Here is a 14721-nt window from a genome sequence, read left to right as displayed (position 1 = left end):
AACGCTAGGCAGAAGGCCTACGTACACTGAGTTTTATAAATCGGGCGCTAGCTTGGAAAAACTAAGACGAAACCGTGGCTCGTGGTGGGAATTTGTTGATAGCAAGGGCGACCTTAAAGCTGACGAACTGGAAGTGCTGGAAGAACATCTGCAATGGTTTAAAGACCTAGCTGTTACTCGTACTTCGAAGTGCTACAAGCTGGTGTTACTTGCCACGCTGATTGAGCATAAAGCTTTTCAGTCACAGGTAAGTGTTGATGACTTAGCAGAATGGGCACGACAGTGGTTTTTAGATAACCCAGAATGGATTTCTGACTTGCCAGAAAGCAAACAGCAATTATCGTCGTTAAGTAAATCAGAATGGCGAGCGCATTGGCGTAGTAATCCAGTTAAGTTTTGGTGCACTGAAGAGCCTGAATCAAAGGTTGCTTGGTTTGATATTAGTAATCAGCAATTTCATTTCAAACAAAGTATTTCAGCAATCCAACATGATTTGTTTTTAGCAATGTCCGTTGAGATTAATAACCAACGTCTTGCGAACTACAGACATAAGAAGTTAGCTATAACGGCCCCTTCTTCCAATAATATTGTTCAGTTTCCCGAGAAAGTGCAGCTACCATTTTTCCCCGATATTAAAATAGCTTGCGGCCATTTCAAAACCGGTAATGCCGAGTCGTCTGAACTTGTAAATGTACCATACGGCTATGGGAATATAGATAATTCGCGTCACTTCATTGCTCGCGCATCTGGTAACTCGATGAATGGCGGCAAGAACCCTATTTACGATGGTGACTATTTGCTATTGGAACAAATCACGCCAAATAACGCGGGTAGTATTAGCAACACGACTGTAGCTATAGAAAGGCAAGATGAAACTGGCGACAATCAGTACTTGCTGCGAAAAGTCCTTAAAAATCCAGATGGCTCATATACTTTGAGAGCAGCTAATCCAGATTATGATGACATGATAGCAAATGAAGAAATGGTGACATTCGCGCGCCTAAAAGGAAAAGTCGACCCGCTGGAACTTTTCGTAGGACACGAGCTAATGCGTGAAGAGATTCCACCATTATTTGATGAAGAGTTTAACCCCGGAAATTGGCAATCGGGGCATGTGGTGCTCAAAGAGAAGAATGTTCAGATTTTGTTAGTTACTCTAAACAAACAAGGAAAAGGCAGTGAGCACCAGTACCATGATTACTTTATTGACGATAAGCATTTTCATTGGCAGTCGCAAAATAGTACTTCCCCAAGTAACAAGCGTGGCAGAGAGATAATTGAACATCAGAAATTGGGGAGCCGCGTTTACCTCTTCGTTCGAGAGAGCAAATTGAGAGGGAGAACAGCCTCGCCTTTTATGTTCTATGGCGAAGTGAAATACGTAAAACATGAAAGTGAAAAACCGATGAATGTGACTTGGGAGTTATTAAATGAATAAGGTTAATACCTACTGCTGAATTTAAATACCCTATGAAAGGTTAGCTGGTATTAACCTACAGTAGTACACCAGAACAAGGATGTTTGATTATGCCCCAAAAAAGCCATTCTATTTCAGAGTTTCTTTTACAAGCTCCATGGTGGGTATCTGTTGTAACAGCTGCAGTCGTTTATATTGTAATGGGACTTATCATCCCATCTATAGAAACTAATAATCAGTTTTTAAATATTGTTTTAAATGCAGTAGCAGTGCCTGCCCCCTTTTTCAGTATTGTATTCCTACTTTTAGCGCCTCTGGCGTTTCTAAACACCCGCAGAAAAGTAGAATTGTTAGACCAGCAAACTAACTTAAACTCAATTCGACAACTTCACTGGAGAAATTTTGAAGAGCTTGTTGCAGAAGCTTACAGAAGACTTGGGTACCAGGTTACTGAAGGTGGATTCGGACCAGACGGCGGTATCGACTTAGAACTAAGAAAGAACGGAAATATCTCACTTGTTCAATGCAAGCAATGGAAAGCTCAGAAAGTAGGCGTAAATGTTGTTCGTGAAATGTATGGTGTACTTGCTGCCAGCAATGCGAATCAAATCAATATCATTTGTTCGGGGAAATTTACTCAGGAAGCGTATAGTTTTGCAGCCGGCAAGCCTATATTTCTTATAGGTGGAAATGAACTTTCAGCGTTAATTCGAGATGTTCAATCGCCTGTTGCCATACCCGAAGAGAAACAAGCTTTTTGCCCTCGTTGCGGAAGCAACTTGATTGAGAGAGTTGCAAAGCGGGGCGTAAACGCGGGCAAAACGTTCCTAGGATGTGCTAGTTTCCCTAAATGCCGTTACACAGAGTAAACCCGAACACACAACCTTTGCCTCCGGAGTGCAAAACACCTCGCTGTATAGAGTTTTGTATTGTTAGAGCCTGGGGCTCTTTACATCAATCAATTACGTCATTTAAAAAACAAGCTGCGGCACTGAAGCGATACCAAGCTTTTGCTGGGTAGTTGGGGATAAATCTTGCCAGCGCTCGGCTAGCCAGTCGACAAATTCAGTTCCGCTCATCAGCTTAACGTTAAATTTAACAGCGCAGTCTTTTGCATCCTTACTAAAATCAGCCAAAGATACTACCCATCTATAGCAGTCATCTTCTTTCTTAGCTTTCGCTATCTGCTCGATGGCATGCTTATCCGTATAGCCTACATGGTCTTTCACTTGAATCAGTAGATCTTGCGTAATGAAAGGGTTGCGTGACTGTGCTTCTATATCAACATCAACGCCAACCTCGTGACTTTGTTTACTAGGTATAACAGCTGTGTAACCCTCAAGTTCGAGCAGTTCTTTTACGAGGTGCTCTAACCCTTGCCCACCAGCTTCCAAGTAATGATTTCTATTTCGAAGGTTATCTAACAGTTTTGCCTTAAATTGTTCTAATACTTCACCGCTCTGCTTATTAATTTTTGATAAGGCACCGCTGCTCACATTGTTTTTAATGTCGTTGTAACGCTCTATTATTTCATCTTTGAAGTAGTCTAAGTCAGCGACGGTCAAACGTATACGCAGCCTAGACTGTAAACCTTGTTTCAAATCTGTACGTGCGATAGAAATTGGCTCGTTTTCAGCATCGCAGGGAAAATCTACTTTTATTTGGTTTTCGCCCCACGGTTTGTCTGCGCAGAATCGTTTCTTGCCAGTAGCAATACCAATGTATATGCGGGCAGGCGCTGGCACCACAATGATATCGCCCTGTTTAACTTCAATGAATCGACGCAGTTGATTACCGCTACGCCCCACACTTTGTTGTGTGCTTTCAAGATGCTTATATAACTCATCAGCAGTGGTAAAATTGCAAAGCTGAAATTGCCCCCACCCAATTCCAGCATATCCCTCGCTGATCAATTCAACAGGTCCCCTCATTAGGAGTACTTTACTATTTTCGAAATCAGGCCCCATACATCCCTCGTATTTTAGGTAAGTAATATTGATGTTTAGTTTAAAACATCATAGCAATCTAAAGTATTTATCCTTTATTGATCAAACCATGAAAAGCCTCAATCGTTCTATCAAAGCTTTCATAGTTGTCGAAATTAAGCTGGTTTAGTCGGCCTTTCTTTATCTTATAAGTAGCGCAGGCAAAGGCTAGCGCTTCTCTAAAGCTGCTAAACTCATCATCGAATACTTTGAACATCTCGCGCTGTAGTTTTGCTACCCGCGTTATGCTGCCGTTTACTTCATAGTCGAACCCAGCAAATTGAAGGCATGACAGGGTTTTCTTTGCCTAGTCACATGCCGCCTTTAGGCTTATTTGAAATGCCGCATCCATTTCTTCTATTTCTTTTTTGGTGCTTTAAAGCCTAAAAGCATAAGTGCTTTCATAGCAGCAGAGATACGCAAGCTTTCTGAAGAGTTAGATATTTCGAATGAGTGAAGTGCATTCAGGCTTTCTCCTTTGCTAATAAGTGTTTCAATACCTATTAGCAAAGAGATTCGTTTTCTATATAAGGGTTTAAAATATAAGTTATGGAACTGAAGCGATACCGAGCTTTTGCTGTGTCGTAGGGGATAAGTCTTGCCACTAGAGCCGCATAGCGGCTCAGATGCTTTTACTTGGAGTTCTGTAAACAAGAGTACTTAGTCTTTTTTATTCTCTACAACACCCGACCAATATGCCTGTTTAGGATGATGCCGTTTTGTTGGATAAGCAAGACTTAGCCTCTCTGAGGCCACTAAAGGGTTTAGGTAATTTTTCCGCAATGTGTCTGGCTTCATTTCAAGTAAATTTGCTAAGTCATTCAGGCTGATTAATTTACCTTCGCAGAGTTTAATTATTGCTTCTTCGACTTTTTCTCTTCCTAATTTTCTAGTATTTCCTTTTACAGGAGCAGCTATTTTCTCAAGCTCTTTCCATTTACTCTCATTAGCCAGAAGTACAGGACTTAGCTCCGGACTTAGCTCCGGACTTAACTCCGGACTTAACTCCGGATGTTTTTCTGACAAGCTCTTAGGCTTGGTTACTTGTAAGTTTTCGGCTAAAAATTGCCCTAGAGCATTATCTGGCGTTGGAACCTCTACATCAGGACGATGATATACTTTCCCTTTATGTTCTCCTGTCGAACAAATTACTTTTATTCTCTCCAACTTAACTAATGCTAGTGTTACTTCTCTTGTGTGCGCTGATATTTGAGTGCAAAGCTGATGATGAGTAAGATAAAAGTCAGAATAAATTGTAATAGCTATTGTTCTTTCTAGTTCAGTCAAATTTGTGAACTTGTCACCAAAAACACTAGTGAGCTCCCTTACAATTTTTTGAGGGTATAGATCAATCATTCTCAATTCTAACAATGTTTGATCATATGGATTAGTTGCTTCATGCAACAGTGGTACTTTCCAATGCTGACTTTTCCAACCATCTAAGATATTGGGCAATCCAGAGCCAGCTTGCTCTCCAAATTTGACGTACCTAAACATTTGCGCAAGCAATCGATTTCTACAATCAGGCTCCCCACCTTGCAATGCCACTTCGATAGGTACACGCATTAGACCTGGGTTTCTAAACCCAAACATGTCGGGCCGCTTCACAACCAAAATAGATGCTCTTCCAGTATAATCAGCGTGAATTATAGTGTTAGCAAGAGCTTCTCGAAGAGCAATGTGAACAGGAGTATCTTCCTGCCTCAAACCTTCTTTTAGTTCAAAAGGAACTTTCAAATCTTCAATAAGCTTCCTATATACTTTTCTCGAAAAGTCATACAAATTGCCAGACCAAGTTCCATCCAGTGTTAACCTATCAACCCACCTTTTTTCAGTCTTTGCTTCTGGACGTTCCTGATAATCTAAAAGGTAATAGGGAAACTTTTCCTGTATCACAGGATGAGTTCCAAACATAAGAAGCCCTGCGACCGTCATGCCCTCTTCACCAGTTTCTCTGTTTACCCTCCAGCCACCAATCATTTTCAGAAAGCGTTGGTTATCATACTCGTTCCAGGGATGAGCGGGATTTAAATTAGCATAAGTTTGCCGATATATACGTAAAGACTCAAAATCAATATCTTCCATGCCGTAAAACGGCAATATCTCACTATCTCGAGAGTCTTCTACTTGCTCCGCAAGCATTCTCTTTACCTGCTCAAGCTGTAGCCGCTGATCGGATTCGTTAGCTCTAACATAGGTATTACCGATGGGGTTGCCATTTAAATAGATAGGTCTTTCTTGACGAGTGGCTCGCCTCACGTAAATAACTAACAGCTTCTTACCATCAATATTGACTTCTTTTACATCATTGTTAGAAATTATATTGAGACTAACTTTGTTCCTATTGTTGCCTACGTTAAATAAATCCGTGCGAACTTGCTCTATATTCTCAATCCCAGAAATAGAGAATCTTCCCTTTTTTTCCTTAAGCCCAAGTATGATCGTACCGCCATCAGTATTAGCGAAGGCGCTGTAACTTTCCCACATATCATTTGGCAATGCGCCCTTTCCATTTTTTCCGTTGGCTAGTTTACATTCAACTTCAGAGGATTCGCGCAGGATTGAAATATCTTCCAATGATTTTATTTCAAAAAAGTTCATAATTCTTAGTCATATCAACGCTATTAAGACAAGAACATTATCACGATTAGCCAATGAGTAGAAAAAACAAAAGCTAGTCAAAGTTGCTACACATTTAAAAAAAGAGATTTTTAGAATAACAGAATTGGGTCGTAGCCCTTAAAAATAGCACACTCGGCGCAATTCGAACACGCGACCTAGCGCTGTGGTTTTGCCACCCGCATTTGTTAATGCGGTAATTATTGGCGCTAATTGCGTTTATAATAGCGGTTAAACAGTATTTGAATTACATCGACCAACGTGAGTAGAACATGGCCCATAAAGTACGTTATAAGTTTAAAGGTGTGGCAAAAGAAATAAATTTTTCTTACAGCCGCCATCAAAATATGCATGAAGCCGTGGCTGATGCTGAGGGAATAGACCTTTCCCAGTTCCTGCAAACTGAACAGCAACTTGCCGCTATCAGTAAAGACAAAAAAACCGTAAGAAACTTCAGAGATACCGAGTTTGTAAAAATGGGGTTTTCTGAATTGTACTTCTTAAAGAACGGCCAAGAATGATGGTTGCGCCCATGCAACACATACTAGACGTCTAAAATTCTTTGCTTTTGGGGATTAACGGTAAAATTTTAAAAAAATGGTGGGCCCGATAGGGTTCGAACCTCTGACTCCGGAGCGCAAAGCCATCAATTAAATTTTCATGGTCTACCCTCAACCAACCCATGAAATACCTCAATCGCCCTATCAAAGCTTTCATCGTTGTCGAAATAAAGCTGGCTTAGTCGGCTTTTCTTTATTTTGTAGGTGGCACTGGCAAAGGCTAGCGCTTCTCTAAAGCTGCTAAATTCTTCATCGAATACGTTAAACACCTGGCGCTGGGGTTTTGCCACCCGCGTTGTGCTGCCGTCTATCTCGTAATCGAACCCACCAAATTGAAGGCGTGACAGGGTTTCTTTGCCTAGTCGCATACCGCCTTTTAGGCTTATTTGAAATGCCGCATCCATTTCTTCAATTTCTTCCATGCTCCAGTGGTTAAATACCCTAATCGCCTTTTTGTATTTTTCTGCCAATCGCTTTTTTAGCACGGTTACTCTAGGTTCTAGCGTGCCGTTGTTTTCATTTTTTAAAAGGTCGAAGCATTCGTTGCATGAAGGCACGGAAATGAAGTCGGCCTGTAAGTGGCCGCTTTGCCAGTCGTGAATGAATGTTATGGGTGGGATAAAGTCTTGCCGTGCAGTCTCGCAGCCGCAATAAAAGCAGCGGCCAAAGTCAGCCGATTTTACAGCTCTTAGTGGCTGGTAGAATTTTTGGTAATTCTTTACTGACATGCTGCTATTTGCTTGGAAGTTGTTGCTAAAAAATAGGCCTATTTGTGGTGGCTACGTTAACACAGCAGGGCTTTTGTGAAAGTTAATTGTGCCGCAAGTTACTTTTACGCGCATGCAGTTTAGGCGCGCTTAGTCGCTGCAATGTTATAAGCAGGCCGCACTGGCGGCCTACCTCTCTTAGTACACATGCCAGCTTACAGCGTTTTTTGAACTATGTGGCCCTCATCAAATACTGGCGTTATGGTATAGCGTATGGCATTTCGGCCATTAAGTGCCTTTAGCGCTTGCAACATTGCTTGCGCGTATTCACTGTTATGGACTACCTCTACCTTCAGCATGTGCCGACCTCCAGCCACTTGCTCGGCCTTGTTCAGATGGGCGCTCTCGCGGCTAAAACCAAAACAAGGGGATACAGTAAAACCGCTCACACTATCAAACTGAATAAGGCAATCTACCACATCAGCTTCCATTTCTTTGTCGATAAACAACGTTAATAGCTGGGATTTATCCATTTTGACGGCGCTCCAAATAGTGATAGCCAATAGGTAGAAGATATAATGTGATGAGCGTGGATGAAATTAACCCGCCGATTACGACTATCGCCAGCGGCTTTTGAATTTCTGCACCAGGCCCTGATGCAAACGCCAAAGGTAGCAAGCCAAACATTGCCGTGGTAGCGGTCATTAAAATAGGGCGTAAACGCGATACCGCCCCGCTTGCTACGCGCTCAGATAGCGATAACGACTGCCTTTTCAATGATTCGTAATGCGACACCATTACCACACCGTTTAGCACTGCCACTCCGAGTAGCGCTATAAAGCCCACTGAAGCTGGAACTGAAATGTATTCGCCGGTAATAAACAGTGCGTAAACGCCGCCCATTACTGCAAAAGGCACGTTAGCCATAACCAGTGCAGCCAGTTTTAGCGAACCAAAAATAGTAAACAGTATCAGTACAATAACTGCGATAACCAAGGGTATTACCGTAAGCAGGTTATTCGTCGCGCGTATTTGGTTTTCAAATTCGCCGCCGTACTCTATGGCATAGCCCGATGGTAAAGACACACTAGAACCAACAGCCTTTTGCGTTGATTCAACAAACCCCACCAAATCTCGGCCTTCAACGTTTGTGGTTACCACAGCAAAGCGCATAGCCTTCTCTCGTTCAATTACAGCAGGGCCCTGTGTGCGGGTAATGTTCGCGATATCAGAGAGCATTAGCTCTTGGCCCGAGGGCATAAGTACCATCATGCTGTTAAGTACATCTGGTGATAGAATAGCTGCCTGCCCCTGCTCTAACTCACCAAAGTAGATTGGTGTACGCACTCTTCCCTTTATAACTTCTCCCACCTGAATGCCGGTAACCTGCATTTTCAGGTAGCGAGAAAGGGCCGCGTTAGTCATTCCAAATTCCATGGCTACGCCCGGTTTGGGAATAATGCTAAGAAAGTCACCGCCTTCAATTAGCGTGGCATTCGTGTCTACTGCGCCCTCTTGCTTTCGCACAACGTTAGCCACGTTGTTCGCGATATCCGACAGTGTTTGCATATCAGCGCCAAAAATTTTGATGGCGACCATTCCTGTTGTGCCGGTTAGCATTTCAGACACACGCATTTGTATAGGCTGCGTAAAGCCAATGTTTATACCCGGGTATGCCTGAAGCGATTCTCGTATGGACGCTTCCAGCGCTTGCTTATTGCTGAAGCGCCAGGTATCTGAGGGTGCAAGCTGCATAAAAACGTCTGTTTCATTCAAGCTCATGGGGTCTAGCCCCAGTTCGTCTGAGCCAGTACGCGCTACAATTTGCTCTATCTCTGGAAACGACGCTAGCAGCATGCGCTCTATTTGCTTGTCTATTTCAAGTGATGATGAGAGTGATATGGTTGGCGACTTTTCAAATTGCACAATAATATCGCCTTCATCCATAACCGGCATGAAGGTCTTGCCCGTTATCGAGAACAGCAGCCCGCTTATAACCAGTAAGCTAAGTGCCACTACGCCTGTAAATTTAGCGTGATTGAGGACGAACGTTAAAGAGCGTCGATAGGCAAACTGCAGAGATTGTAAATACCCTGGCACACCCCCGTCTTTGGACGAAAGCAAAAATGAAGCAACCACCGGAATAAGCGTAAATGCAGTGACCAGTGAGGCAATCATGGCGTAAACAATGGTGGTAGCTACCGGCGAAAACAATTTACCTTCCAGCCCAGTTAAAGTTAGAAGGGGCATGAAAACCACGATAACAATAACGGTGCCTGCAATTACTGGTACCGCCACCTCGCGGGTAGCACGATACACCAAATGTAGGCGAGGTAACGGTTTATTCGCTCCAAGCTGCGACAGGGTATTTTCAACCACAACCACCGACGCATCTACAAGCATGCCAATTGCAATGACCAACCCGCCCAGGCTCATCAAGTTTGCTGTAATGCCCGTCATGCTCATAGCAAGAAACGTAAGCAGCACAACAACAGGAATAACCAGCGCTACCACGAAAGACGCGCGCACATTGCCAAGAAACACAGCCAACACGACAATAACGATGAGTACAGCTTGTGTAAGCGCATTGGTAAGGGTGCCAACAGCGGTATCGATTAACGTTTTACGGTTGTAAAAAACGTTAAGCTCTGTCCCTTCTGGCAGCGTAGCTTTCAGCGCCTTTAGCTTTTCCATCACCCCTTCAACAACGCTGGCTGTGTTACTGTCTTTTAGCGCTACGATTAACGCTTGAGTGGTTTCTTCTCCGTTTCGGGTTACTCCGCCATATCGCGTAAGGCTACCAAGGGAAAGCGTACCGAGGTCAGATAGCCTTACCGGCTGCCCGCCTACGTTGCCTACTACTAGCTCCGCGAGTTCTTCAAGGCTGGTGGCGCGGCTTTGCGTTCTGATCACAAGTGAGTCTGCGCCTGCCCGCACTCGCCCAACGCTTCCATTCATATTGGCTTCGGCCAGTGCTGTTTCGAGTTGATTTAAGCTAAACCCATAGGCAATCAAGCGCGATAAATCAGGCGCAAACTGAAATGTTCGAGTGAATCCGCCTAACACATTCACATCGGCAACGCCGGGAACGGTGCGAAGCACAGGGCGTATTTGCCAATCGAGAATATGCTTGCGTTCTTGCAGTGATAGGTTTGGGTTTTCTATGGTGAACATAAACATTTCAGACAACGGGGTACTCATAGGCGCGAGCCCGCCTTCGGCAATGGCCGGCAGCAAATCGGCCACACTTGATAAGCGAGCGCTTACTTGCTGTCTAGCCCAATATATATCTGTGCCTTGTTCAAAATCTAGCGTTATGGATGTAATGGCGTATTTCGTGGTTGAACGCAAAATGGTTTGATGTGGAATACCTAACAACTCGGTTTCTATGGGCTGCGTTATTTGCGCTTCTACTTCTTCTGCGGTCATGCCATTTGCTTTCATGATGACCTTAACTTGTGTTGGCGAAATATCAGGAAATGCATCGACAGGCAGATTCAACCAGGCGTTAATTCCAAAAGCAGTCAGCCCAATGAAAGCGCCAAGTACAAACAACCTCTGTACAAGCGAAAATTGTATAATCCGGGCTATCACTCCATCTCTCCCAGTCCAATAAGCACACCTTGCACTGCACTTACCGATGAGGAAAGCACAGGCTGGTTATTAAGCTGTGGCGTTGCTTTGATTAAGAGAGCGTCTGATCCACTTTGCCCAACTACCTCCACGGGTACAACGTTAAGCACGTTACCAGAGCGCACAAATACCGACGATTGGCCGTTCAGGTAAAACACACTTTGTGCAGGAACTTTCAACGCTTCAAGCTGAAAGTGACCGCTGACTTGAGCGCGCTGGCCTAATTTCAGGTTGCAGCTTTTAGGCAGTGGCGCAGACCATACCGACGTAAGATACTCATTAACTATTGCGTCTGTGCGCGCAACTTGAACATGGCAGTTCGCGGTTTCTAATGCTGATATTTGGCTTGCTTCATCGGCGCTTACCATAGTCTTAATTCTGAGTGAACTATTGCTGATTATGCTGCCTAGTCGCGTTGCTTCCGCGTCTTTCTCACCGTTTGCATATAAAAAAAAGCCTGCCTCTGGGGCAACCAAATATCCGATATCGTCATCTTCGTCTGACACAAACATTTCAGCAAAATGGTCTAAGTGCCCCCAGGCAAGTTTTGCGTCGTAATAAACTTGTGCGATAGAAAACCAAGTGGACTGTGATATGGCGTTTGATTCAAATAGAGGCTTGTTCGCATTAAAACGTTTCTGGCTGATATGAAGCAACGCAGTTTTTGCTTTTAAATTTTCAGTAAAATGATGTACTTCACTGCCTTTTAGCATAGCTAACTTCTGCCCTTTGCTTACGGCTGAGCCATCGGCTACAAGATATTGCACCTGCTGCGGCGTCATTGGCGCCATAAGGTGTAATTGCGAGCCCGGAAAAGGCGCTACAATGCCCGTCGACACCGCCTTTTGCACGCTTTGTGACGGCGCTGCGTTGACGTAGGTTAAATTTAACTTTCCAAGGCTGTCGAGTGGGACTTCGGTCTGAGCAACAGTTGGCAGCAGAAACAAACTTGTGAAAACAAAGGTGAATAATTTCAAAGCGTAACTCCTGCGATTTGATTAACTTTCGATATCGCTTCAGCGCGACGTAGACGATTAAGTGACAGCGTTAGCTTAAGCTCCTGCTGGGCGATAAGTTGCTCTAGCCAAAATGTTTTGGGCAATACGCTACCCTGCTGTTGGTACAGGTCGGTGATCTCTACACCCAATTCAACCTGCTCTTCTAAAATGTTACTGGCTTCAGTAAGGTAGTTAACCTGTTGCACGGCGTCATTGAGCTGCGTTTGTAGGCGTGTGTACGTTTCTGCCAATGCTTCGGTAAGTTCGTCGCGTGTTGCTTTCCATGAGGCATAATTGTTAGCAGAGTTACCCTCGCCCATTGGCAGCGGAATATTAATACTGACACCAAGCAGATTCTCATTGCCCGCTGGTCCCCTAAGTTGCCTTGCTATAACTCCTAGCACCCAAGGAGAAAGTGATTGATCAGACTGCGCCAAGTTCATGTCAATCTGAGATTGACTCAGGGTAAGTAGCCTTAATTCAGGGTGTGTTTGCAGTTTGTTCTCAAGATCACCGGCTAGGGCTTCGGTCACTTGCTCTGGTAATACATCAGTACCCGTGACTTGTTTGTAACGTTTCTGCGCCTTCTCTAACGCCATTTGCGCTTTTTTCAAAGCCAATTGCTGTGAAAGTTTTTCCTGCTGCCACCTCAATGAGGCGATACGGTCGAGCTCGCCAGTTTTTGCTAAGCTTGCTATTACACCGTCTAACGACGCAATCCACTCTTGCTTTTTTAAAAGCCCATCTACTTCGGCTTTCGCAAAGAGACGCTGCCACAGTGCCTCTCTTATTAAACCGCTTGTCATGAGTCTGAACCGCGTTTCCTGAAGGTTATCCAGCGTGTTGATTATGGACAACTGCTGAGCGTCTAGCTCTCTGCCTGCAGGCGACCGAAAGGGAAAAAATACCCCTACCTCAAATTCATCTGTACCGCCTTGTGTATTGCTCGGCAGTGCAATAAGCTGCAGAGACGCTGGCCCCTGTAACCAACGATTGATGCTTTTAACGTTATCCTGCAGCTTTTCGGGGCTAACGTTATAGATTTGCTTTAAGCGCTGTGTAGTATTGTTGGTGATAGCACTTAACGTTTCAGCCGCCACGCTGCTGATTGAAAATAAGCTCGACACGAGAAAACTTAAAAGGATGAACAGATAACGGGTATTCATAAGCAGACGCCAGAGAAACTAATACCGATAGTATTCTCCTTTATATGTCTCACCGTCATTAGACATATGTCCCATGAAGCCTTAACTAACTGTTTTTAAAGAAAATGAAAGATAAAGTAATTACTAGCCTTTTATTGCTCATCATGTTTTTAAACTTCAGAGATGTCATGGTCGATTTGTCATTGAATGTGCCTACTTCACACATTATTGAAGAATCTATGATTGTGCTACTTGCGGGTTTAATGGCCGTTTATCTTATCTTTGACATGCGTAGACGTACCCGAAATACGAAACTGTTACTCACCGAGCTTAATACCGCCAATGCACGATTGAGCTCTATGAGTAACAAACTGCGAAATGTGAAAGCGCAATACTTGCACGAGGTAGAAAATCAGTTCAATGATTGGAGCTTAACCCCGAGCGAAAAAGAGGTAGCCTTCTTCATGTTAAAAGGCTTAAGCACGCAAGAAATTGCAGCGGCAAGGAATACAAAAGAGAAAACCGTTAGGCAGCAAGCATCGGCGGTTTACGCAAAGTCTCAACTTGAAGGGCGCTATGCACTAGCAGCTTGGTTTTTTGAAGACATTCTTCAACAAGAAGATAAAGCGGCATAGCTCTTCGAATAAAAACAAACCCAATTGTTGAATGAGTCGATAGTTCGGGCGTAGAAGCAGACTTCTAGGTTTGAGCGAGGCTGAGCCAGTCCGTTATTTAAGTTTATTATTTCAACCGGTCTCAATTTTCAATGTCTATATCAGTGTAGGCCTATTTCCGACGTTATTATCAATAAGTTGTTTTTTATGTTTATGAGTATTTCAATAGGCCCAATTGCCCTAACAGTTGACTCTCTTCTAACTATAGTAAGTGTTATTTCACTATGGTTGCTAACTGCTTTTTTCACTCGCAAGGCATCATACAAATCGTTTGCTACTGATACCTTATTTTATAGTTTATTTACAGGGTTGTTCGCCGCTAGAGTCGCGTTTGTTATTGCCATGTGGGAGGTGTACCAGCACGACTGGCTATCAGCGATTGATATACGAGACGGTGGTTTTAACCAATCAATAGGTTGGTTTGCAGGGGTGTGCATCATGTTATTTAGAAGCAAAAAGTACAGCCAACTGTTTTCTATATACATAAAATCGGCAGCTATTACGGCTGTTGCAGTTTTCCCTTTTTTTGTTTTTAACTCAATGCTAAGCAATCAAAGAACGATTGAAACTATCAACGTTTACAATGCTGACGGTACACCCATCGAGTTAGTTTTAAACAATAACAAGCCTACCGTTATAAACTTTTGGGCGTCGTGGTGCCCGCCTTGTAGGCGAGAAATGCCAATGTTGGAATACGCGCAAAAAAACGATGTAAACATAGAGTATATTTTTGTAAATCAGGGAGAAGCGCCGAGTAAAGTACGACAATTTTTGGGCAAACAAAAAATTGATTTGAAAAATACATATTTTGATTTTACTGGCAGCACAGCAAAAGAGTTAGGCGCTTTCGGGCTTCCCACCACCTTATTTTTTAATGCCGGCGGTAAATTGGTTGACAGCCATATGGGCGAATTGTCCGAGGCAAGCCTTCAATATTACTTAGCCCCCTTACGAAAAAAAGCTATCAACAGCAGTGATTAAGG

The 14721-nt window shown here is 43.6% G+C and carries 12 protein-coding genes and 1 pseudogene; 5 read left to right on the top strand and 8 right to left on the bottom strand.

The features are described 5' to 3' along the window. Window positions 1-1438 (top strand): DUF3427 domain-containing protein (locus JC525_RS14805; protein WP_198816509.1); only part of this gene is annotated, 1438 nt, incomplete at its 5' end. Between the two features lie 89 nt (window positions 1439-1527). After that, window positions 1528-2286 carry a restriction endonuclease gene (locus JC525_RS14800; protein ID WP_198816508.1) on the top strand — a complete coding sequence of 253 codons (759 nt, stop codon included), beginning with the start codon at window positions 1528-1530 and terminating at the stop codon, window positions 2284-2286. A gap of 102 nt (window positions 2287-2388) precedes the next feature. On the opposite strand, the gene JC525_RS14795 is transcribed toward JC525_RS14800, so the two are convergent. From JC525_RS14795 to JC525_RS14785, 3 genes and pseudogenes are all read right to left on the bottom strand, one after another. Next, window positions 2389-3348, bottom strand: coding sequence for a restriction endonuclease (locus JC525_RS14795; protein WP_198816507.1), 960 nt, complete (start codon window positions 3346-3348; stop codon window positions 2389-2391). A gap of 103 nt (window positions 3349-3451) precedes the next feature. Further along, window positions 3452-3769 (bottom strand): annotated as a pseudogene (locus JC525_RS14790) (hypothetical protein); the annotation flags it as partial. Window positions 3770-4062: 293 nt separating this feature from the next. Beyond that, on the bottom strand, window positions 4063-6003 hold the full coding sequence (locus JC525_RS14785) for an RNA-binding domain-containing protein (protein WP_198816506.1): 1941 nt from the start codon (window positions 6001-6003) through the stop codon (window positions 4063-4065). Between the two features lie 290 nt (window positions 6004-6293). Between JC525_RS14785 and JC525_RS14780 the strand changes: the two genes are divergently transcribed. After that, on the top strand, window positions 6294-6542 hold the full coding sequence (locus JC525_RS14780) for a DUF2960 family protein (protein WP_012516628.1): 249 nt from the start codon (window positions 6294-6296) through the stop codon (window positions 6540-6542). Between the two features lie 137 nt (window positions 6543-6679). Here the strand turns inward: JC525_RS14780 and JC525_RS14775 are convergent, their stop codons facing one another. The 5 genes from JC525_RS14775 to JC525_RS14755 all read right to left on the bottom strand — a co-directional run bounded on the left by JC525_RS14775 (window position 6680) and on the right by JC525_RS14755 (window position 13085). Beyond that, on the bottom strand, window positions 6680-7309 hold the full coding sequence (locus JC525_RS14775; RefSeq protein ID WP_198816505.1) for a hypothetical protein: 630 nt from the start codon (window positions 7307-7309) through the stop codon (window positions 6680-6682). Window positions 7310-7503: 194 nt separating this feature from the next. Beyond that, window positions 7504-7821 (bottom strand): DUF3240 family protein, encoded by a 318-nt coding sequence (locus JC525_RS14770; protein WP_198816504.1) that lies wholly within the window; start codon window positions 7819-7821, stop codon window positions 7504-7506. Continuing rightward, window positions 7814-10882 (bottom strand): efflux RND transporter permease subunit, encoded by a 3069-nt coding sequence (locus JC525_RS14765; protein ID WP_198816503.1) that lies wholly within the window; start codon window positions 10880-10882, stop codon window positions 7814-7816. Before JC525_RS14765 ends, JC525_RS14770 begins: the two co-directional genes overlap by 8 nt. Then, the gene (locus JC525_RS14760; RefSeq protein ID WP_198816502.1) at window positions 10879-11898 is read right to left on the bottom strand and encodes a hypothetical protein; all 1020 of its coding nucleotides are present in this window, start codon (window positions 11896-11898) and stop codon (window positions 10879-10881) included. Before JC525_RS14760 ends, JC525_RS14765 begins: the two co-directional genes overlap by 4 nt. Beyond that, window positions 11895-13085 carry a hypothetical protein gene (locus tag JC525_RS14755; protein WP_198816501.1) on the bottom strand — a complete coding sequence of 397 codons (1191 nt, stop codon included), beginning with the start codon at window positions 13083-13085 and terminating at the stop codon, window positions 11895-11897. Before JC525_RS14755 ends, JC525_RS14760 begins: the two co-directional genes overlap by 4 nt. Before the next feature lie 104 nt (window positions 13086-13189). Here JC525_RS14755 and JC525_RS14750 point away from each other — a divergent pair, with 104 nt between their 5' ends. Further along, on the top strand, window positions 13190-13699 hold the full coding sequence (locus JC525_RS14750) for a helix-turn-helix transcriptional regulator (RefSeq protein WP_198816500.1): 510 nt from the start codon (window positions 13190-13192) through the stop codon (window positions 13697-13699). Window positions 13700-13891: 192 nt separating this feature from the next. After that, complete coding sequence (locus tag JC525_RS14745) at window positions 13892-14719, top strand: TlpA disulfide reductase family protein (RefSeq protein ID WP_233095220.1); 828 nt, start codon at window positions 13892-13894, stop codon at window positions 14717-14719. The last annotated feature ends 2 nt before the right edge of the window (window positions 14720-14721 follow it).

The organism is Alteromonas sp. IB21 (assembly GCF_016405965.1).
Taxonomy (GTDB): domain Bacteria; phylum Pseudomonadota; class Gammaproteobacteria; order Enterobacterales; family Alteromonadaceae; genus Alteromonas.
Note: the sequence above shows the minus strand (reverse complement) of the source record. Positions and strands in the feature narration are given on the sequence as shown.

Coding starts and splice junctions, on each gene's coding strand:
- JC525_RS14755 (WP_198816501.1), bottom strand. CDS start 13,085: ATGAATACCCGTTATCTGTTCATCCTTTTAAGTTTTCTCGTGTCGAGC.
- JC525_RS14750 (WP_198816500.1), top strand. CDS start 13,190: ATGAAAGATAAAGTAATTACTAGCCTTTTATTGCTCATCATGTTTTTA.
- JC525_RS14785 (WP_198816506.1), bottom strand. CDS start 6,003: ATGAACTTTTTTGAAATAAAATCATTGGAAGATATTTCAATCCTGCGC.
- JC525_RS14775 (WP_198816505.1), bottom strand. CDS start 7,309: ATGTCAGTAAAGAATTACCAAAAATTCTACCAGCCACTAAGAGCTGTA.
- JC525_RS14745 (WP_233095220.1), top strand. CDS start 13,892: ATGAGTATTTCAATAGGCCCAATTGCCCTAACAGTTGACTCTCTTCTA.
- JC525_RS14795 (WP_198816507.1), bottom strand. CDS start 3,348: ATGAGGGGACCTGTTGAATTGATCAGCGAGGGATATGCTGGAATTGGG.
- JC525_RS14770 (WP_198816504.1), bottom strand. CDS start 7,821: ATGGATAAATCCCAGCTATTAACGTTGTTTATCGACAAAGAAATGGAA.
- JC525_RS14800 (WP_198816508.1), top strand. CDS start 1,528: ATGCCCCAAAAAAGCCATTCTATTTCAGAGTTTCTTTTACAAGCTCCA.
- JC525_RS14780 (WP_012516628.1), top strand. CDS start 6,294: ATGGCCCATAAAGTACGTTATAAGTTTAAAGGTGTGGCAAAAGAAATA.